Source organism: Paenibacillus sp. MMO-177 (assembly GCF_037147795.1).
In the GTDB taxonomy this organism is placed as follows: domain Bacteria; phylum Bacillota; class Bacilli; order Paenibacillales; family Paenibacillaceae; genus Pristimantibacillus.
Genome location: NZ_JBBCUR010000008.1, coordinates 180,070 through 199,062, shown reverse-complemented (window position 1 = coordinate 199,062; position 18,993 = coordinate 180,070). Strand labels below are relative to the sequence as shown.

Below are 18,993 nucleotides of genomic sequence, written 5' to 3'. Positions count from 1 at the left end.
GAGAGGTGAAAGGGAGCAAATAAGAGGAAAAAACCGTGCTGCAGCGGATGTGGTGGAATGGCGAGAGTTGAAAGGGAGCGAATAAGAGGAAAAAACCGTGCTGCAGTGAGTGTGGTGGAATGGCGAGAGGTGAAAGGGAGCAAATAAGAGGAAAAAACCGTGCTGCAGCGGATGTGGTGGAATGGCGAGAGTTGAAAGGGAGCGAATAAGAGGAAAAAACCGTGCTGCAGCGGATGTGAGCCGTCGGAGGCTGGTGCGGGAGGCGAAGTAGCAGGGAAAATGCCTGCTGCAGGCGGTCGGAGCGGATGGAGATGGGGGTGGAGGCGGAATAGCAGGCAAAAAGCCTGCTGCAGGCGGTTGGAGTGGATGGTGACGGGTGCGAGAGTCGGAATAGCAGGCTGTGGGTAGAACGTAAAGAAGGGGTTGTTAAGTTAGGCGTAAGGCAAAACGATATGCGAAATTAATGTTTAACGGGGCATTTGCTAGATTTGCCGCTCATATACTCTATGGAATGGATTATTACTTACGAGAGTAGAGAAGGGTGGCAAATGAAATGCGATTGCTGGTGCAGACGGGATTATGTTTGGTTGTATTATGGTTGGGGCTGCTGGGAGCCGATCCGGTAACGAATTACCAGGGGGAGGCAGCAAGCGAGCTGGCGCATGCGGGGCTGGCGAGCGAGGTGGCTGCGGCTGCCGGTAGCTCCGCGGAAGAACCCGTCGAGCATCAGGAAGAAGGCGCGGGCTATCCGATTCTAGCGGACCGGCTGGTTAGTTATAGCGCGGAGGAAGCAAAGACGGCGGCGGCCAAGCCAATCGTCTATTTGACGTTTGACGATGGCCCAAGCGAGAAGACAAAGGAGGTTCTTGCGATCCTGAAGCGGGAGGGCGTGAAGGGAACCTTTTTTATGCTGGGCGAGGAAGTGAAGCAGTATCCGGATATCGCGAGGCAGGTCGTGCAGGAAGGCCATGCCATCGGCAATCATACGTACGATCATGTCTATAAAGAGCTGTACGGCAGCTTCTCCGTTTTCGCCAAGCAGGTTATGGATACCGACGATGAAATCTATAGAGTTACGGGTATACGCACGAATCTGCTGCGCGCGCCGGGAGGGACGTTTGGCAACTTTGACCAAGGATATTACGACGCTCTTGCCAAGGCCGGCTACATCGTCAACGACTGGAACGTGGACAGCGGCGACTCGGCGCGGATTGGTGTTCCGGCCAAAGAGATCATAAACACCGTTAAAGGCTCCAGGCTATCCAGCAAGGTAGTTGTGCTGATGCATGACAGCTCTATCCACGAGGAGTCGGTAAAGGCGCTGCCGGAGGTGATCGATTTCTTCAAAAAGAAAGGGTATCAGTTCGCGGTCCTAACCGATCAGGTCAAGCCGATTCAGTTCCGTCTCGCGCCGTCGCTTAAATGGAAGCGACCAAATGTAACGGCTGCTGAGATGCAGACCCTCGTACAATATACGGCCCGGACGAGAACGAACCTGCCAGAGCAAAATACCCAAAGCTTAATCATTCATGCCGGCGGGGAAGACATTCCTTTTGCCCCGCAGGATTACACAATGTTGAACGGCACCATTGATGTTCCTCTTCGACAGCTGGCTTTAGGGCTTCACGGCATTATCCGTCTCGACATGGCAAACGGGGTTGCCGAAGCGATGGTGAATAATCAAAACGTAAGCTGGACGGCAGCGGAGGTAGGGGGCAGCGGAACGTCAATGCCAAGCCGGATCATGGTGCCGTTAAGAGAGACGCTTCAGCGGTTTCATTTTGGGATAAGCAGAATTACGGTAACAACGGACAAAAGAGAGATTTGGGTTGAACCGTCTTCCGTCTAGCAGGTCTAAATAGAGAGGCGCGTGGCGATACTGAAAGATAGAGAAGCTATTTTTCAGGAGGTCGATGATAGAGATGATCGTGCCGAAATTCGAAGGCTTGCAGGGAAGAGCGGAAGCGCAGTCTTGGCCCGAGCCGCCGCAGGTGCTGCTGCAAAGGCTTATTCATAGAGTAGATCAGGTTTTGCTAGGAAAAAGAGAAACGGTTACTCAGCTGCTGACGGCTATGCTGGCTGGCGGCCATGTGCTGCTTGAGGATGTGCCTGGCGTCGGGAAAACGATGCTGGCGGGCTCTTTTGCCCGCGTGCTTGGCGGAGAGTTCAAGCGGATTCAGTTCACCTCGGATATGCTGCCTGCGGACGTTATCGGCGGAGCGGTCTGGGACAGCCGGATCAGCGAGCTGGTATACCGGCCGGGGCCGATTATGGCCAACATTGTTCTGGCGGACGAGATTAACCGGACTTCGCCGCGAACGCAATCTGCGCTGCTCGAAGCGATGGAAGAACGGAGAATCAGCGTGGAAGGGGAGACCCGCAAGCTGCCGGAGCCGTTTGTGCTTATTGCGACGCAGAACCCGTTAAGTTATGAAGGGACCAATACGCTGCCGGAAGCGCAGCTGGACCGTTTCATGATGCGGTTGTCCATTGGCTACCCGTCTATGGAGAACGAAGCGAAAATGCTGGAGCAGTATGCGTCCGGCTCGAGGCTGGAGTCTCATCAGCTGCGTCCGGTTCTGATGCTGGAGGAATGGCTGCGGATGCAGCGCGAGGTGCGGCAGGCGCATGTCCATCCCGGACTGCTCGAATATATGGCCAAGGTGACGGATGCGACTAGACGCGCTCCGGAGCTGGAGCTGGGATTAAGTCCGCGCGCGGGACGCGACTGGCTGCGCGCGGCCCAGGCTAGAGCTTACGTAGAGGGAAGAAGATACGTGCTGCCGGACGATCTGTTTGCAACCGGTGAGGCTGTGCTGGCACACCGGCTGAACGGCGTAAGCGCCGGGGGAAGACAGGTATCCGAAACGTTAATCCGAATTATGAGAAGCACGCCGTTGCCCGCGTCCATTGCCCCTGGTCAAGCAGCAGGGAGGCAGAAATGAAGAGGCAGGGAAACGACTCGAATGTCATGATGGCGGAAGCGGCCAAAGGACAGCTGGGACAAGGATTCCCTCCATCTGCCCTTAAAAAAACGAAGCCGGCAGCCGGAGCGCAGGAAGCGGTTTTGGAAGAGCCGGTGCAGTCTGCCCGTCCTTCGGTTTACCGTACCCGTTGGGGAGCCTGGCTCCTTATATCGGCCGGCTGGCTGATGAGTCTGGCCGGCATGCTTGCCCGGGGCGGGGCGGTGGAGACTTTTATGCTGATTGTGCTGAGCCTGCTTCCGTTGTTATCTATTGTTATGCCGCTGCTCTCGACCTTTGGCCTTACGGTCAGCCGGGTTATTCTTGAACCCAAAATCAAGGACGGCGACGAGGCGGTTATACGGCTGACGTTGAAGCGCTCTTCCATTGTGCCATTTGTATGGATAGCCGTACACGACGGAATGGTCAATACCAGCACGGCAAAAAAGACGCGCTTGGACTATCGTTACCTTGCGGCGCCTTTGCTACGCAAAGAGATGGAGATCAGCTATTCCGTTCTTGCCGTCAGGCGCGGAGAGCATCAATTCGGCCAAGTGACCGTAACGGTTGGCGATTGGCTTGGACTTACGGCTTTTCACAAAAAGCTGGAATGTCCGGGCACCTTAGTAGCCGTCCCGTCGCTTCCGGAGCAGTTGGGGCGCCAGGCAGAGCAACTGCACGGAGCTATGGCGGAGCAGGTATCGGGCGATTCATCGGCTGCTTTTACAAGCGACGGCGGAGAGATCAGCGACATCACCGCCAACAAGCTGCTGCAGCAAGCCGGAATTGGACCGGACAGCAGACCGTACCGGGACGGGGACTCGATGCGGCATATTAATTGGCGGGCTGCGGCAAAAGGGCGTGGGATGTTCACGAAGCAGCATCTGCTCGAGCAGCCGGCCGAGATTATTATGATCGCGGACTCGCATAGCGCTGCATTTAATCATGACGGGCGGTTATTTGACGCTTCTCTTGCATGGCTGGCAAGAGGGATTAAACGCGCGGCGGCGGACGGATGCGATGTCCGGCTCCTTGCAGGGGAAGCCGGTACAGGGACAAAAGAGAAGCAGAAGCGGGGCGGCCAAGCCGGTCACCAGGTAGACCTGCTGCTGGAACGGCTTGCGAAGCTGAAGCTCACGAAGGCGGCGGTCTCCGTTGACTGCCTCCGGACAGAGCTTGGCGGTCTAAAGCCCGGCGGAGCAATCCATGTCTATACCGCCGACTGGAAAAGCGGCCAAAGCTGGATTCAGCTTGCCGCATATGCCGCCGATCAGAAATGCAGAATTTGTCTGCATGTCGTCACGAAGCAATCGGTTCTCACGTTTGCGATGCGCGAGCAGCAGCGCCTTCTGGAAGAGGCGGGGTTGTCCGTCAACTGGCTCGCTTATCCGGACAAGATGAACCGTCCGACGCAAACGGCGGAAGGAGGCGGCCAGCATGCGAGACTCCTCTCCCGATAACGGGTCGCTTGGCTTCCGGTTACTGACGACCGTCTTATTATTTGGCCTATTGGCCGAATGGCTCCTCCCATGGCTCCATTACAAGGAATGGGCGGATGTCTATCAGATAGGCCCGCTGCTGACGGTGGTCGGCTGCGTGATGGTTATGGGGCTTTTTCGCCCGGCCTGGTATATGTCGCTCTTGATGAACAGCGTCTTATGCGTCATGACGATCATGCTGCTATTTAAAGGAAATGACGAAAGCGCGCTGCAGTGGCTGGTGAATTACCCAGGCATGCTGGCCGGAGATATTAAAGAGCTGTTCACCTACGGCATGTGGACGATGACGAGCGAGCTGAGGACGCTGCTGCTTTTCGTAGGCTGGGCCATGCTGGCTCCCGCGCTGCAGGCGCTTGTCTGGCTGAGGCAGGTTGCCCTGGGACTGACGGCGATCACGGTCTCTTACCTGCTGATTCTTCATACCTGGGTCGGAATCGACGTGTTTAACGGCTTGCTTCGCGCAACCGCGGAAGGCCTGCTGTTAGGCGCCGTCGTAACGATGGCCAGAGTAAGGCGGATGCAGGGCGGCGGCAGCGAGTTCGACCGTCAGCTCCATCCGAAATGGCTGGCTGCCGGCGAATTTCTGGTGCTTTTATGCGTAGGCGTCGGAATGCTGTTATCCAGCGGGCAGCCGAGGCAGACGGAGCCTTCGGCATGGACCGTAAACGCGGCTAATCGGCTCGAACAGGCAATGGTGGAGCTTGGCGAGGAGAATTATTCAGCGGCCATGCAGGCGGCTATGGGCAACGCGGGGCAAGGCCGCGGCATGACCGGGTATGGCTTCGACGACAGGGAGCTTGGGGCTTCCCTAACCCAAGACGATACGGTGGTATTCAGCGGTTTTTCGCCGGTTCGGACCTATTGGAGAGGTGAATCCAAAGCCGTCTATAACGGACGCGGCTGGGACAGCAGCTGGAGCGGCAAGGTGCTGCATCCGGTGGAATACGGAAATAAGCTGTCCGAGCTTGCGATCAGCGGTTCCGGGGATAACCGTACCATCCGGCAGACGGTCATTATGACCGAGCCTTCCACTTCGCAGGGATTGCCGCTGTTTTTCGCCGGGAATGGAGGACGCGTTCTAAGTCTCTCGGCAATTGATCCCAACCGTCAATTAAGCACGTATGTGGAGGACCAGCAGGCTGGCGCTCTGTATTCGGCGGATAAGCAAGCGCAGGTGGAGCGGTATACCGTCGAGAGCCGGCTTCCGGTTACGGATACCTCATTGTTGCGGGAGGCTGACAGCTCCGCCCTTGCGGGAGAAACCGCGGCGATTACGCAAACCGAAGAGACGGATCTGTCGGATTATTTGCAGCTGCCGGATTCTTTGCCAGGCCGCTTGAAGACGCTGGCGGACAAGATTGTCGGAGATGCAGGGACCGACCGTTACGATCAGGTGAAAGCGGTCGAGCAATATTTGAGGAACAATTATACGTATTCACTGGACAGCGCGGTTCCGCCAAAGGGAGCGGACTTTGTTGACTACTTCCTGTTTGAGCAGGAGCGCGGTTATTGCGTGCATTTCTCCAGCGCGATGGTCGTGCTGCTCCGAGAGGAAGGGATTCCGGCGAGATGGGTAAAAGGCTTTGTATCCGGCACGCCGGTATCAACGGCGGGAGCGGACGCTGCGAGCACAGCGGGGACCCTCTACAACGTGCGCGGGAAGGATGCGCACGCTTGGGTAGAGGTGTACTTCCCGGGTGCCGGCTGGGTGCCGTTCGACCCGACGCCGGGCTTTGCCGGCGGCATGGGGCCAGCGGGAGCGGACGCCGGGACATCGGCGTCCGATGGGGCTTCATCGGCTGGCGGAGCTGCCGATGATGCGGGGGCGCCAGGTCATGCCGGTGCCGGAACGGACGGCATGCTGGCGCGGTTTGAGGCGGCGGTGAATCACGCCGCCTCGGCCGTAGCGCGAGGGGCGGATGCCCTCGCGCAGGCGGCGCGGAGCGCCGCCCATGGCGCGGCGGCGGCTTCGCCCGCCGCGCTGGCCGCCGCAGGCGCGGCCGCGCTGCTCTTCGCGGCCGGCCTTGCGGCAGCGGCGCAGCGCAGGCGGCTGCGCCTCGCGCTCGCGCTGCGCCGGTACGCCGCGGCGCATGGCGTTGGCCGCGCCGCCGCGCAAGAGCAGTTCGCCGCGGTATCCGCCGCGGCGTGGGTCCTGCTCGGCCGCCGCATGATGGCGCGGCCGCCGCATCATACCGCACGCGAGTACGCGGACGCCGTGTCGGCGTCGATGCCCGGCGCGCGCGCCGAAGCGCTCCGGCGGTTCATCGCCTGGGACGATGCCGCCCGGTTCGGGCAGCGGGGCGAATGGACCGCCCCGTCGCCGGAGGAGCTTGCCTCCGCGATGAACGCGCTGCTCGGCAAGCCCCGCAAAGCCGTTCCGGCGGCCGCCGTGCAAGCCGCCGAATAAATCAAAGCCCGTCCCCCGAGAGTAACCGGGGACGGGCTTTTTTGGTTGAACCGCGCCATGGGGCAGCCCAATGAGCATGTTTAGAACAGTTAAGGCCCCTCAGGGACCTTAACACCGCAAAAGAAGCAGCTACTCGAGTGTTTAAGGTCCCTGAGGGGCCTTAAGCCGACTGAACTGTGTACTTGCCAGACACTTTCCCACCGATATGCATACTCTCCCCGCCAGTTGCCATGCTAATAATATGGAAATATGCAACATGACTGCGTATAGAAGGGGGATTTTCCATTGATTCGATTACTTGCGGCTTTCTTTATCGGCATTTTGCTTATTTCTGCAGCTGCGGGATGCGCAACCCATCACGAGAAGGAGCAGGGCGGGAATGCACAGACTGAGCCTAATGCGTATTCAGAGGAAGAGATGCCCATTCAAATACAGAATGAAGACGATACACCCGAGCTGGTAGGCGGACCGGAGGATGCCGTCCGCAAGGAAAGGTCGCTGAAGCCGGCAGAGCTGCGCGAGAAGTACAAAAGCAATTTTTTGCTGACCAGGAACGGAAGTATCATTCTACAGCATTCCGCGGGTGGCGTTGGCGAGGATCTGACATTCATTTGCCATAATGCCACCGAAATGTCGACATAAATCGGGTTTTGCCATGCTCCCCTACCTTGACTCGTCCAAAGGGCTATATATATAATTACTACATTAATTGAGGGAGGCTCGGTAATGAACAAGAATGAAATTATCATTGTACTCGACTTTGGGGGACAGTACAATCAGCTGATCGCACGCCGCATCCGCGATTTGGGCGTATACAGCGAACTGCTGCCATTTAACACGTCGGTAGAACGGATCCGTGAACTGCAGCCGAAAGGTATCGTATTCTCGGGAGGACCGGCAAGCGTTTATGAAGAAAATTCCCCGCTCGTAGATCCGGCTATCTACGATTTGGGCGTGCCAATCTTTGGTATCTGCTACGGCATGCAAATGATGTCGCATCAGCTCGAAGGCAAAGTAGAGCGCGCAGGCAAGCGCGAGTACGGCAAAGCTGAAGTGGACTTTGCGGAAGGCAGCCACCTGGCACATGGCCTGGACGCGCGTCAAACGGTATGGATGAGCCATAGCGATCTTGTAGTCGAGCCGCCTGCGGGCTTCCGCGTCGACGCAAGCACCGAGCATGCTCCAATCGCTGCTATGAGCCATCCTGACCGTAAATTCTTTGCGGTGCAATTCCATCCAGAGGTTCGTCACTCTGTATATGGCAACGAAATGATTCGCAACTTCCTGTACAACGTCTGCGGCTGCGAAGGCAACTGGACGATGGAATCGTTTATTGAAGATACGATTCGTGATATCCGCAACCAAGTTGGCGATAAAAAAGTGCTGTGCGGTCTGTCCGGCGGCGTAGATTCTTCGGTTGTTGCTATGCTGATTCACAAAGCGATCGGAGATCAATTGACATGCATGTTCATCGATCACGGTATGCTGCGTAAAGACGAGGCTGAGAGCGTAATGGAGACGTTCGTCGGCAAGTTCGATATGAAAGTTGTGAAGATCGACGCAAGCGAGCGCTTCCTTGGCAAGCTGAAAGGCGTTACCGACCCTGAGCAAAAGCGTAAAATTATCGGTAACGAGTTCATCTACGTGTTCGACGAAGAGTCGGCTAAGCTTGGCGAGTTCGATTTCCTCGCACAAGGCACGCTGTATACCGATATCGTCGAGAGCGGTACGGCTACGGCGCAGACGATCAAGTCGCATCATAACGTGGGCGGACTGCCTGAAGATATGAAATTCCAACTCGTTGAGCCTCTTAAGACATTGTTCAAGGACGAGGTTCGTAAAGTAGGCGCAGAATGCGGTCTTCCAGACGAAATCGTGCACCGTCAGCCGTTCCCAGGTCCGGGTCTTGCGATCCGTGTTCTTGGCGAGGTAACAGAAGACAAGCTGCACATCGTTCGCGAATCCGATGCGATTCTGCGTGACGAGATCGCAAAAGCAGGTCTTGACCGCGAGATCTGGCAGTACTTCACAGCTCTGCCTGGCATGAAGTCCGTTGGCGTTATGGGTGACGCGCGTACGTATTCGTACACGGTCGGCATCCGCGCGGTAACGTCCATTGACGGCATGACAGCCGACTGGGCGCGTATCCCTTGGGATGTTCTCGAGAAAATCTCCGTTCGTATCGTTAACGAAGTGGACAACGTTAACCGTATCGTTTACGACGTAACTTCGAAGCCACCGGCTACGATCGAGTGGGAATAGGATTTAATAATGATGACCTCTGTATTGAACAGGGGTCATTTTTTTTATCCTCACCGGCAAGGCTTCCGAAAAAGTCAGCCTTGTGCTATAAAATAGTCAGTTTCTTGTTCGAATTTTCAGTTGCAAACCTTTATCATATATTACGAATGAGGATGTTATATCCATTGTACGCGCCTAATTTACGCTGGAGGTTATGGGATGGAATACAAATATGAAATGGTAAAAACCGATGGTCAGTTACCTGTTTATCGTGGACGCTTACGAGAAGATTGAGGTTGATCCTTTGGCTTATATTAAAGTAACCGGTTTGTCCTACGAGTTAATTTATATCCTATTAAAAAACTTTAAAATTCAAAAAACGAACAACGGTAAAATTACAACGCAGAAATATTTGGAGCGGTTGTCCATGATCGCGGGGTATATCAAAGAAAATTATCGTCAGAATCTAACGATTGACCATCTCTCCACCCGGTTTCATTTATCTGCTGAATATCTGTCCCGATTTTTTCATAAACACACAGGAATGACCGTATTGCATTATATTCAGGCTGTCCGTCTTGAAAAGTCGTATGCCGATCTCATGAATACGGATTACCCCATCCTCCGGATTGCATTAAACCATGGCTTCCCGAATGAAAAGTCCTATATCAGGGTGTTTAAAGCGTTCTTCCATGAAACGCCCTATCAATATAGAAAAAAGAGAAGCTGCAAAAGTCAGGATTTGACCATAGACAAGATAATAAAAGATGGGATTATAAGCTAATCTTTTTTTAAAATAATATAAGTAAGCGCTTTCTATTTGTGAAGGTTTTCAAATCTGACAGAAGACCAGGAGGTAGTAAGCATGTTAATGGCAATGAAAAAACGCGGAAGAACGACACTTTTATGTACCTTGGCAGTTTGTACGACCCTTTCGTTTGGCACGGGAACCCTGGCTGCGGAAGCGAAGGCGGAGCCGGGATCATACCGGACAGTGACGGAAATCAAGGATTGGGGGCCTGCGATAACGAAGGTTATTGTCGATGTAGGCAAGCCGATCCCGGTAAAATCCATAGCGGCGGATACGTTCAAAGTGCATGTGGTCAGAAGCGATTTCCGGCTGGAAAAGCCGTTTTTGGAAGAAGGGGACCGTAAAGTAACAAAAGCTTATGTCGCGGATAAGGATGGAAAGGCCGCAGTAAAAGAAGGGAAATACGTTGTGCTCGAAATGGAGATCGGCCCGACAGTAACGTTAGGATCGGCCATGAATTTCAGTATGAGCACCTATCTTAATGATTGGATTGAAAGCAAGTATACGATTACTCAGCAAAAGGACATCGTTACGCCGTCAGGGAAAGTTTCCGGATTAGTAATGGATACCTTAGCAGGCGAAGTAAGAGTGCTCGTGGACGATTTCTCGACGGGCAAAGCTTCCTATGACGGTGTTCAATTAACTTATGCTCATTATTCGCCGGTGAAAGACAAGAAGAAGAACCCTTTGATTATTTGGCTCCATGGCATGGGAGAAGGCGGCACGGATCCGACGCTTGCCATTGCCGGCAACAAAGCCGTTAACTTTGCTTCCGAGCAGATTCAATCCTATTTCGGCGGTGCTTACGTATTGGCCCCTCAAACGCCAACCTATTGGATGGATGGCAACAATGGGTTCGGAGACGGCACTTCCAAATATGAAGATGCGCTAATGAAACTCATTAAAGATTATGTCAGCACGAACAAAGACATCGATCCAAGCCGGATTTATATTGGCGGAGATTCTAACGGCGGGTATATGACCATGCTGATGATCCGTGACTATTCCAAATACTTTGCAGCGGCTTTTCCGACATGCGAGGCGCTTAAGGATTCGCTCATTACGGATGCGGATATTCAAAGCATGAAAAACCTCCCGATCTGGTTCATAGCGGCAAAAACGGATAAGACCGTTCCGGTCCAGGATTACGTTGTTCCGACCTATAAAAGATTAGTCGAGGCTGGAGCCAAAGATGTTCACTTCTCCTTGTTCGATCGTGTAATCGATACTTCCGGCTTATACAAAAAAGCGGACGGTACGCCGTTCGAATATGACGGACACTGGTCATGGATTTACGTGTATAACAATCAGGTTGCCGAAAAAATAAACGGGAAAAAAACAACGCTTATGACATGGCTGGCCAGTCAGTCTCTAGATAAAAAGTAATTTGCGTGTTCGTATAACAATGCGGATTGGAAAGGGGCTGCCCCAAAGCCAACGGCTGAGAGGACAGCCCTTCTTTTTCTACAACGTAGCCCGATAATGCTTCGGCGTCGTTCCCGCGTGTTTCTTAAACACTTTGATGAAATGCGCCTGGTCGTAAAAGCCCAAGCGGGACCCAATGGACGAGATGTTATCTCCAGTCATTTGGAGCAGCTTTTTGGCCTCCTCGATTCTCTCTTTTTGAATATAGCAAGCGATGGTTTGGCCGGTCTCCTTTTTGAACAGATGCATTAAGTAGCCGCTATTCAGCCCCGATACGGCCGCCAGCTTGTCTACCGTAATCTCTTCGTAGAGATGGGTGTAGATGTATTCCCGGCAAGCCTTTACGGGCTTGGAAAGGACGTGACTCCGGCATTGCTGGACCCTCTCCGCAAAATCCAGCAGCGCGCCTTCCATGGCGGCCCTCACCGTCTGGATGTCATGAAGCTCCTCAATTTGCTGAATGTACAAATCGCTCAGCATGTAAGCCTGTTCCTCGTACAGACCTCCTTCGATCGCTGCCCGCATCCCAAGCGCGATGCCGCAAATCGCAAGGTTTTTTAGACTGCGGATAGGACTGCGTTTGGATAACACGCCGGCGCCGCCATAGGAAAACTCCGCTAATTTGTTCATTAGTCCTGCCGGATCTCCAACCCGGATAAAATTAAAAAACTTTTTTTCCTCTATCAAGCTTTGGTGAAAAGTGAGCGACTCCCTGTGGGCGGACATGGTCCGTTCGACATCTCTTTTGAATGCTTTTGGCTGCGTGTATTTGAAGCAGTACTGAAGCACGTCGGTAATTTCGAGCGCCTCTTGATTAACAAGTAGGTTGGTCAGCACGCAGATATGGAGCAGCCGCATCCGATTGACTTTGGGCAAGCTTTCCCAATAAGCGGTCCAGTCAGACTTTTCCCGGTAGGAGATTTGATAATCGTTCAGCTGCTTGGCCCTATGCTCCTCTGCCGGAAGCTCCTCCATGGAGGGGCCGACTATAATAAATGCTTTGCTTGTGCTTTCACGCTTGACGGGGATAATGATGAACTGCTCCCAAAAGTTGGTCGTGCGAATCGAAGGGAATTCCGTATCCGGCGCGAGAAGCGATTGAACCAGACCCTCCGGATCGGGAAATAACGGACTTAACGGAATGCTTGCCGCGGCGGCAGCATCTATGGAAAGCTGATTGTTCTGGGTGTAAAAAACGGGAAGGCGGCAGCTCTCCTGAATCAGCTTGCATAAATGAGAAAGATCTCGTGAATAAACGGCATTCTCCATGTTATTCCCACCTCAGAACTGTACAATTTTTCTGACTATTATACCATAAAAGTAAGCGCATTCATGAGAAAATGAAGGCGAGAATTGTGAAGATGTTTTTAAGGGGGATTTCAGATGAAGCGCGATATTCAGGCACTACTAGCCGAAATGACTCTGGAAGAGAAAGCAGGAATGTGCTCGGGTCTTGATTTTTGGCGGCTCAAAGGCGTGGAGCGTTTGGGCATCCCGAGCATTATGGTGACGGACGGGCCGCACGGGCTGCGCAAGCAGCAGGGCGGAACGGATCATCTTGGCATTTTCGAGAGCGTGCCTGCGACCTGCTTCCCTTCTGCCGCCGGGATGGCAAGCTCCTGGGACCGCGAGCTGATTGGAAAAGTCGGCGAGGCGCTTGGCGAGGAGTGCCAAGCGGAGGATGTCGCCGTCTTGCTTGGACCCGGAGCCAATATTAAACGTTCGCCGCTTTGCGGACGCAACTTCGAATATTTTTCCGAAGACCCTTATCTATCCTCCGAGATTGCGGCCAGCCACATTAACGGCGTTCAGAGCCAAGGCGTGGGCACTTCGCTGAAGCATTTTGCCGTTAACAATCAGGAGCACCGCCGGATGGGCGTCGATGCGGTAGTGGATGAGCGCACGCTGCGCGAAATTTATCTGGCCAGCTTCGAAGGCGCGGTACGCAAGGCTCAGCCATGGACGGTCATGAGCGCTTATAACAAGGTGAACGGCACGTATGCTTCCGAGAATCCTTACCTGCTTACCGATATTCTTAAAGGCGAATGGGGCCATGAAGGCCTTGTCGTGACGGACTGGGGAGCGAACAATAACCGCGTGGACGGCCTCGCTGCCGGCCAAGAGCTGGAGATGCCGTCAAGCGGCGGCGTCAACGACCGAAAAATTGTAGATGCTGTCCAAAGCGGCCATCTGTCCGAAGAGGTGCTCGACCGCGCGGTTGAACGGATTTTGAGTCTTATTTTCAAGAGCGTGGACAACAGGAAGCCTGAAGCCGATTACGACCGTGCGGAGCATCATGCGCTTGCCCGGAAGGTTGCCGGGGAAACGATGGTACTGCTGAAGAACGAACGAAATCTGCTCCCGCTGCAGCAAAATCATAAATTGGCCGTTATTGGCGCATTCGCGCAAAAGCCAAGATATCAGGGCGGCGGCAGCTCCCATATTAAACCTACGCAGATCGATGTGCCGTTTGAGGAAATTCAAAAGCTTGCGGGTGATGCCGCTTCCGTTGCGTACGCGCAAGGCTATCATGCGGATAGTGACGATACCGACGAGAGCTTGCTGGAACAGGCGATCGAAGCTGCCAAGGGCGCCGATGCCGCTATCATCTTTGCGGGATTGCCGGACCGTTACGAATCCGAGGGTTACGATCGCAAGCACCTGCGGATGCCCGCCAATCAGAATCAGCTTATTGAGGCGATTGCCGCCGTGCAAAGCAACGTGGTGGTCGTTCTGCTGGGCGGTTCCCCGGTCGAGATGCCTTGGATTGGCCAGGCGGGATCGGTGCTTGAAGCGTATCTGGGCGGCCAAGCCGTTGGCGGCGCGATTGCGGATGTGTTGTTCGGCATCGTAAATCCAAGCGGCAAGCTGGCCGAGACGTTCCCGGTGAAGCTCAGCGACAACCCTTCGTTTCTGTTCTTCCCTGGCGAAGGCAACCGCGTCGAATACCGCGAGGGAATCTTTGTCGGGTACCGCTATTACGACACGAAGCAGGTAAAGCCGCTGTTCCCGTTTGGACATGGGCTTAGTTATACGACGTTTGCTTATTCCAACCTCTTACTGAGCCGTAAGGACATGCGGGACACGGATACCTTGGAGGTACAGGTAACCGTGCAGAATACCGGCACCCGGGCGGGTAAAGAAATCGTGCAGCTGTACGTGCGGGATGTGGAGAGCACCGTTATGCGTCCAACGAAAGAGCTGAAAGGGTTCGCCAAGGTCGACTTGCAGCCAGGCGAGGCAAGGGCGGTAACGTTGACGCTGGACAAACGCTCCTTCGCTTATTACAACGTATTGCTAAGAGACTGGCATGTGGAATCCGGCCAATATGAAATCCTGATCGGACGTTCCTCCGAGGATATTGCGCTGAGCGATACTCTTACAGTCGAATCTACCGTTAAAGTAAAAACAAAAGTCGACCGCAGCACGCTGCTTGCCGATCTGATGAGCGACCCGGACCGGGCACCGGTTGTGCAAGGGCTCGTTCAGAGCTTCCAGTCGGGCATGGGCGTTACGATGGACAGCGATTCAATGAAAGACGCGATGGGCGAAGGCACGGGCGAGATGTTTGCCGAGATGATGAAATACATGCCGCTGCGGGCGATGGTCTCTTTCAGCCAGGGCGCTTTTACGGACGAGATGCTGGACGGACTTCTGGCACAGCTCAATCAACTCTAATAAGCGTTGTGCGGAAATTCAAAAGAATGATGTCGGTTACGCGAAAGAGAGTTTAGCTCCAGTTCGTTATGATACAGATGAACGATAAATCATCGATCACGATGAAGGAGGCAGGCCAGAAAATGACGATGAAAGCGGGCATTAATATTTTTTCGGTGTACAGGGAGCTTGGCGAGGATTACTTCGGCACTTTGCGAAAGGTTGCCGAAGCAGGGTATGAGAATATCGAGCTGATCGGCTTCAACATGAAATCCTTCACGCGTTATATCGACGAGATTCCGATGGAATCGCTGCGGGACAAATGCCGGGAGCTTGGGCTTAACGCCATTGCGGTTCACGAAGGGGCAAAGCCGGGGGAAGATCTGAATTCGAATGATTGGGACAGCCTGATGAGGTATTACGGCGGGATCGGCTGCGAACGTATCGTGCTGCCTTCCGTATGGATTTCCAATCGGGAAGATACGCTTAGAGCCGCGGAGCAAATGAACCAAATCGGCAAAAAAATGAAGGATAACGGCTTCCGGTTCTATCTTCACAACCATGCTCATGAATTCAAGTCCATCGGCAACGAAACGCTGTTTGATGTCCTGCTGGAAAATACGGATCCCGCTTATCTGAAATTCGAAGTGGATTTGGCGTGGGTGATGCGCGCGGGGCTCGATCCCGTTCAAGTTATGACCAAGCTTGGAGACCGCTGCGATATCATTCACCAGAAGGATTTGGCTCACGAGCTTAAGGGCCAGCTTAATATATTGGAGGCGGCAGAGCGGGAAGGCGACAATATGCAGAGCCCGTTCGAGGCTTATCAGAAATACGTAGGCCCACAGGATTTTGTTGATCTTGGCACCGGCCGATTTGATTTCGCAGGCGTTTATGAGCAGATCCGTTCGATGGGACATGTACAGTATGCCTTGGTGGAGAACGAGGGAGAGTCAGCCGATAAGTTTTCCAGCATCCGCCAAGATTTAGAGATTATAAGAAAGTACATATAAAAACAGGAGGTGGATGCGAGATGACAAACCAAAAATTAAGAATCGGCATTATCGGCTGCGGCGGTATCGCCGTTCAAAAACATATGCCGTCGCTGGCCAAGCTGCCGCATTTGGGAGAAATGGTCGCGTTCTGCGATATCGTGGAAGAGCGTGCGCAAAAAGCAGCCAAGGACTTTGGCGGGGAGGACGCCAAGGTTTATACCGACTACAAAGAGCTGCTGAAGGATAACTCCATCGATGTTGTGCATGTGCTCACGCCTAACCTGCAGCACTCCTATATTAGCGTGGATGCTCTTGAAGCCGGCAAACATGTGATGTGCGAGAAGCCGATGGCGATTAATTCCATCGAGGCGAAGAAAATGGTCGATGCCGCGAAGCGAACGGGCAAGAAGCTGACGATCGGTTATCAGAACCGGTTCCGCAACGACTCCCAGGCGCTTTATAAGGCTTGCCGCGAAGGCGAGCTTGGCGATATCTATGTGGCCAAAGCGCATGCCGTCCGCAGACGCGGGGTTCCGACGTGGGGCGTATTTCTAGACAAGGAGCAGCAGGGCGGCGGGCCATTGATCGATTTAGGCACTCATGCGCTGGATTTGGCGTTATGGTTCATGGACAACTATAAGCCCGTATCCGTATCCGGCTCCGTGTTCCATAAGATGGCGGATAAATACGAAGGCAATATGCTTGGTCCTTGGGACCCGGAAAGCTATAAGGTCGAGGATTCGGCGTTCGGCTTTATTAAGATGGAGAACGGCGCCACCATTTTCTTGGAGTCGGCCTGGGCGTTAAATACAACGGATTCGAGAGAAGCGATGACAACGCTTTGCGGTACGGAGGGCGGAGCTGAGATGAGAGCAAGCTCTGTCATGGGCAAGTCGGATGTCATCTTCAACAGCGTGAAGCATGGGCAGCTGGTGGAAACAAAGCCGTCCGTCAGCGGGGGCATCGCCTATTTCGGCCCCGGAGCCGAAGAGGATGGCGTGAAGGAAGCTAGACAATGGCTGGAGTGCATTCTGAATGACACGGAACCGCTTGTGAAGCCCGAACAGGCTTACGTGGTGACGCAAATCTTAGAAGCGATTTATAAATCGGCTGAAACAGGAAAAGTTGTAGAGTTCTAATCAACCTCCCGTTCCTGGAACCTTCCATTACACGGGAAGGTTCCTTTGTTTTTTGCTAGGGATTACATGCTTATACTTCAGAGGCGCAAGGGGATGGATGCCGCTTGAAACCATTCGACCGGACCGTGTTTAATTCGCTGCACATTAAGCTTATAGCCGGAATCTTCCTTATTATTGCTCCGATGGTTTCTTTTCTGATCTATAACAATTTCTATTCGATGGATGTTGTCCGCAATCAGGTTGCGCAGTCAAATAGCAATATGCTCAATCTGTATATGGGGATCATCGACAATAAGCTGGACGATATCGACCAGTTCCTGCTTAAATTCGCCGCCGAGGAATCCGGATTAATTCATCTCGAGAACTCCTCCAAATCGGATGCGGACCGGTACAATCTCGAGCGGATTTGGCTGTTCAGCAAATTGAGAGACAACACGATTTATTATAAAGGGCTCGATTACTTTTTCGTTTATTCGCCCGTAAACGATGATTTGCTGTTCGCGCCTAAGGTAGGGGGGTCTGCCGATTCGAATAATGAGCCGATCCAAAAGGCGATTATCGGGCTCGTGCGCGGAACCCAGGCTTCGAAGAACGCCAACGTTTCTTACGATCGTTGGGCTGTACTTCCTATGCAGCAGCAGGATTATCTTCTCCACATTCAAAAAATCGGCGGCTTGTATATCGGGGCCGGAGTGAACGCTTCCGAGGTCATGGGCCCGCTTGATCTTCTTGATCTGGGAGACGAGGGAAGGGCGCTGCTCGTGGATGGGAACCATGCTGCCGTACAGGACAAGGCCTTCATTAATGGGCATGGGATCGATCTGGCCTTTCGGTCGGACGACTACCGTCTTACCGGCAACAAACAGCAATATCTGGTCATTGGAAAAAATTCAAGCATCGGGGATTTCAGTCTGGCGGCAGTGGTTCCCGATCATACGATTCTGGAGCGGCTGCCTTACTTGCAGCGGGTTATTTGGTTCATGGCTACGGGCTCCATTCTAATCCTGCTTGCCTCGATCTACTTCCTTCGCAGAGTGGTGCTGCTGCCCATTCGCCGGATTGTTACCGCGATGCGCAAAATCAAGGAAGGCTACCTGGAGGCGAGAATACCCGACCGGCCAACCTCCAATGAATTCGAGCTGATGAATAAAACCTTCAACAGCATGGTGGGTGAGCTCCAGCAATTAAAGATCGACGTTTACGAAGAGCAATTGAACAGCCAGCGCGCGGAGCTTAAACAGCTTCAGCTGCAAATCAACCCGCATTTCTTCTTGAACAGCCTGAATGTCGTCTACTATATGGCCCAGGAAAAAAAGTACGACTTGATTCAGGAGCTTTCTCTGTCGCTTATTCGTTACTTCCGGTTAATGTTTCGCAGCCAGACCGATTACGCGCTGCTGCGGGATGAGCTTAGTCTGACCGAGCATTACCTGAAGATTCAGGGTTTCCGGTTCCCGGGCAGCCTTTCGTACACCGTTACTGCCGAGGATGGATTGCAGAATTGCGTTATTCCGCCTTTGATTATCCAGAGCTTTGCCGAGAATACCATCAAACATGCGGTAAATACGGATGAGCCGACCCATATTGATATAGCAATCGGGACAACCGGAGAGACGGAGGCAGAGAAGCTGCATATCCGGATCCGGGACACGGGCTGCGGCTTTTCCGAGGAAACCTTAAGCAAGCTGAGAGAAGGAATGAATCTGACGAATGAGGGCGGAGAGCATATCGGAATCTGGAATGTCCGGCGCAGATTGCGTCTTCTGTATCGTTCGGAGGCGGAAATCACGTTCTCGAACGATCGGGGAGCCGTTATCGATATGATTTTGCCACTGTACAAAGAAACGGGGTAAACG

At 53.5% G+C, this 18,993-nt stretch carries 13 protein-coding genes; 12 read left to right on the top strand and 1 reads right to left on the bottom strand.

Annotated elements, in window-relative coordinates; translation table 11 throughout:
- The first annotated feature begins 553 nt into the window (after positions 1-553).
- The 8 genes from WFK81_RS23635 to WFK81_RS23600 all read left to right on the top strand — a co-directional run bounded on the left by WFK81_RS23635 (position 554) and on the right by WFK81_RS23600 (position 11,307).
- Positions 554-1,849: a polysaccharide deacetylase family protein gene (locus WFK81_RS23635; protein WP_336788994.1), complete on the top strand. Its 1,296-nt coding sequence runs from the start codon at positions 554-556 to the stop codon at positions 1,847-1,849.
- 73 nt (positions 1,850-1,922) lie between these two features.
- Positions 1,923-2,945, top strand: a complete 1,023-nt coding sequence (locus WFK81_RS23630; RefSeq protein WP_336788992.1) for an AAA family ATPase — start codon at positions 1,923-1,925, stop codon at positions 2,943-2,945.
- Positions 2,942-4,423, top strand: coding sequence for a DUF58 domain-containing protein (locus WFK81_RS23625; protein ID WP_336788990.1), 1,482 nt, complete (start codon positions 2,942-2,944; stop codon positions 4,421-4,423). Before WFK81_RS23630 ends, WFK81_RS23625 begins: the two co-directional genes overlap by 4 nt.
- Positions 4,401-6,869, top strand: a complete 2,469-nt coding sequence (locus tag WFK81_RS23620; protein ID WP_336788988.1) for a DUF4129 domain-containing transglutaminase family protein — start codon at positions 4,401-4,403, stop codon at positions 6,867-6,869. The genes WFK81_RS23625 and WFK81_RS23620 overlap by 23 nt, the downstream gene beginning before the upstream one ends.
- A gap of 285 nt (positions 6,870-7,154) precedes the next feature.
- Positions 7,155-7,511, top strand: coding sequence for a hypothetical protein (locus WFK81_RS23615; protein ID WP_336788986.1), 357 nt, complete (start codon positions 7,155-7,157; stop codon positions 7,509-7,511).
- An 84-nt stretch (positions 7,512-7,595) separates the two neighbouring features.
- Positions 7,596-9,131 (top strand): glutamine-hydrolyzing GMP synthase, encoded by a 1,536-nt coding sequence (guaA, locus tag WFK81_RS23610; RefSeq protein WP_336788985.1) that lies wholly within the window; start codon positions 7,596-7,598, stop codon positions 9,129-9,131.
- Positions 9,132-9,381: 250 nt separating this feature from the next.
- The gene (locus WFK81_RS23605; RefSeq protein ID WP_336788984.1) at positions 9,382-9,894 is read left to right on the top strand and encodes a helix-turn-helix transcriptional regulator; all 513 of its coding nucleotides are present in this window, start codon (positions 9,382-9,384) and stop codon (positions 9,892-9,894) included.
- An 81-nt stretch (positions 9,895-9,975) separates the two neighbouring features.
- Positions 9,976-11,307, top strand: a complete 1,332-nt coding sequence (locus WFK81_RS23600; RefSeq protein WP_336788982.1) for a prolyl oligopeptidase family serine peptidase — start codon at positions 9,976-9,978, stop codon at positions 11,305-11,307.
- Between the two features lie 78 nt (positions 11,308-11,385).
- Here the strand turns inward: WFK81_RS23600 and WFK81_RS23595 are convergent, their stop codons facing one another.
- On the bottom strand, positions 11,386-12,615 hold the full coding sequence (locus WFK81_RS23595; protein ID WP_336788981.1) for a helix-turn-helix domain-containing protein: 1,230 nt from the start codon (positions 12,613-12,615) through the stop codon (positions 11,386-11,388).
- A gap of 114 nt (positions 12,616-12,729) precedes the next feature.
- Between WFK81_RS23595 and WFK81_RS23590 the strand changes: the two genes are divergently transcribed.
- The 4 genes from WFK81_RS23590 (at position 12,730) to WFK81_RS23575 (ending at position 18,990) form a co-directional block, all read left to right on the top strand.
- Positions 12,730-15,024 carry a beta-glucosidase gene (locus WFK81_RS23590; protein ID WP_336788979.1) on the top strand — a complete coding sequence of 765 codons (2,295 nt, stop codon included), beginning with the start codon at positions 12,730-12,732 and terminating at the stop codon, positions 15,022-15,024.
- 77 nt (positions 15,025-15,101) lie between these two features.
- Positions 15,102-16,016 carry a sugar phosphate isomerase/epimerase family protein gene (locus WFK81_RS23585; RefSeq protein ID WP_336788977.1) on the top strand — a complete coding sequence of 305 codons (915 nt, stop codon included), beginning with the start codon at positions 15,102-15,104 and terminating at the stop codon, positions 16,014-16,016.
- 20 nt (positions 16,017-16,036) lie between these two features.
- Positions 16,037-17,137, top strand: coding sequence for a Gfo/Idh/MocA family protein (locus tag WFK81_RS23580; RefSeq protein ID WP_336788975.1), 1,101 nt, complete (start codon positions 16,037-16,039; stop codon positions 17,135-17,137).
- Positions 17,138-17,241: 104 nt separating this feature from the next.
- On the top strand, positions 17,242-18,990 hold the full coding sequence (locus tag WFK81_RS23575; protein WP_336788973.1) for a sensor histidine kinase: 1,749 nt from the start codon (positions 17,242-17,244) through the stop codon (positions 18,988-18,990).
- Positions 18,991-18,993 lie beyond the last annotated feature (3 nt).

Bases quoted from the DNA above. Each gene is read 5' to 3' on its own strand.
- WFK81_RS23635 (WP_336788994.1), top strand. From the start codon at position 554: ATGCGATTGCTGGTGCAGACGGGATTATGTTTGGTTGTATTATGGTTG.
- WFK81_RS23630 (WP_336788992.1), top strand. From the start codon at position 1,923: ATGATCGTGCCGAAATTCGAAGGCTTGCAGGGAAGAGCGGAAGCGCAG.
- WFK81_RS23625 (WP_336788990.1), top strand. From the start codon at position 2,942: ATGAAGAGGCAGGGAAACGACTCGAATGTCATGATGGCGGAAGCGGCC.
- WFK81_RS23620 (WP_336788988.1), top strand. From the start codon at position 4,401: ATGCGAGACTCCTCTCCCGATAACGGGTCGCTTGGCTTCCGGTTACTG.
- guaA (WP_336788985.1), top strand. From the start codon at position 7,596: ATGAACAAGAATGAAATTATCATTGTACTCGACTTTGGGGGACAGTAC.
- WFK81_RS23600 (WP_336788982.1), top strand. From the start codon at position 9,976: ATGTTAATGGCAATGAAAAAACGCGGAAGAACGACACTTTTATGTACC.
- WFK81_RS23595 (WP_336788981.1), bottom strand. From the start codon at position 12,615: ATGGAGAATGCCGTTTATTCACGAGATCTTTCTCATTTATGCAAGCTG.
- WFK81_RS23590 (WP_336788979.1), top strand. From the start codon at position 12,730: ATGAAGCGCGATATTCAGGCACTACTAGCCGAAATGACTCTGGAAGAG.
- WFK81_RS23585 (WP_336788977.1), top strand. From the start codon at position 15,102: ATGAACGATAAATCATCGATCACGATGAAGGAGGCAGGCCAGAAAATG.
- WFK81_RS23580 (WP_336788975.1), top strand. From the start codon at position 16,037: ATGACAAACCAAAAATTAAGAATCGGCATTATCGGCTGCGGCGGTATC.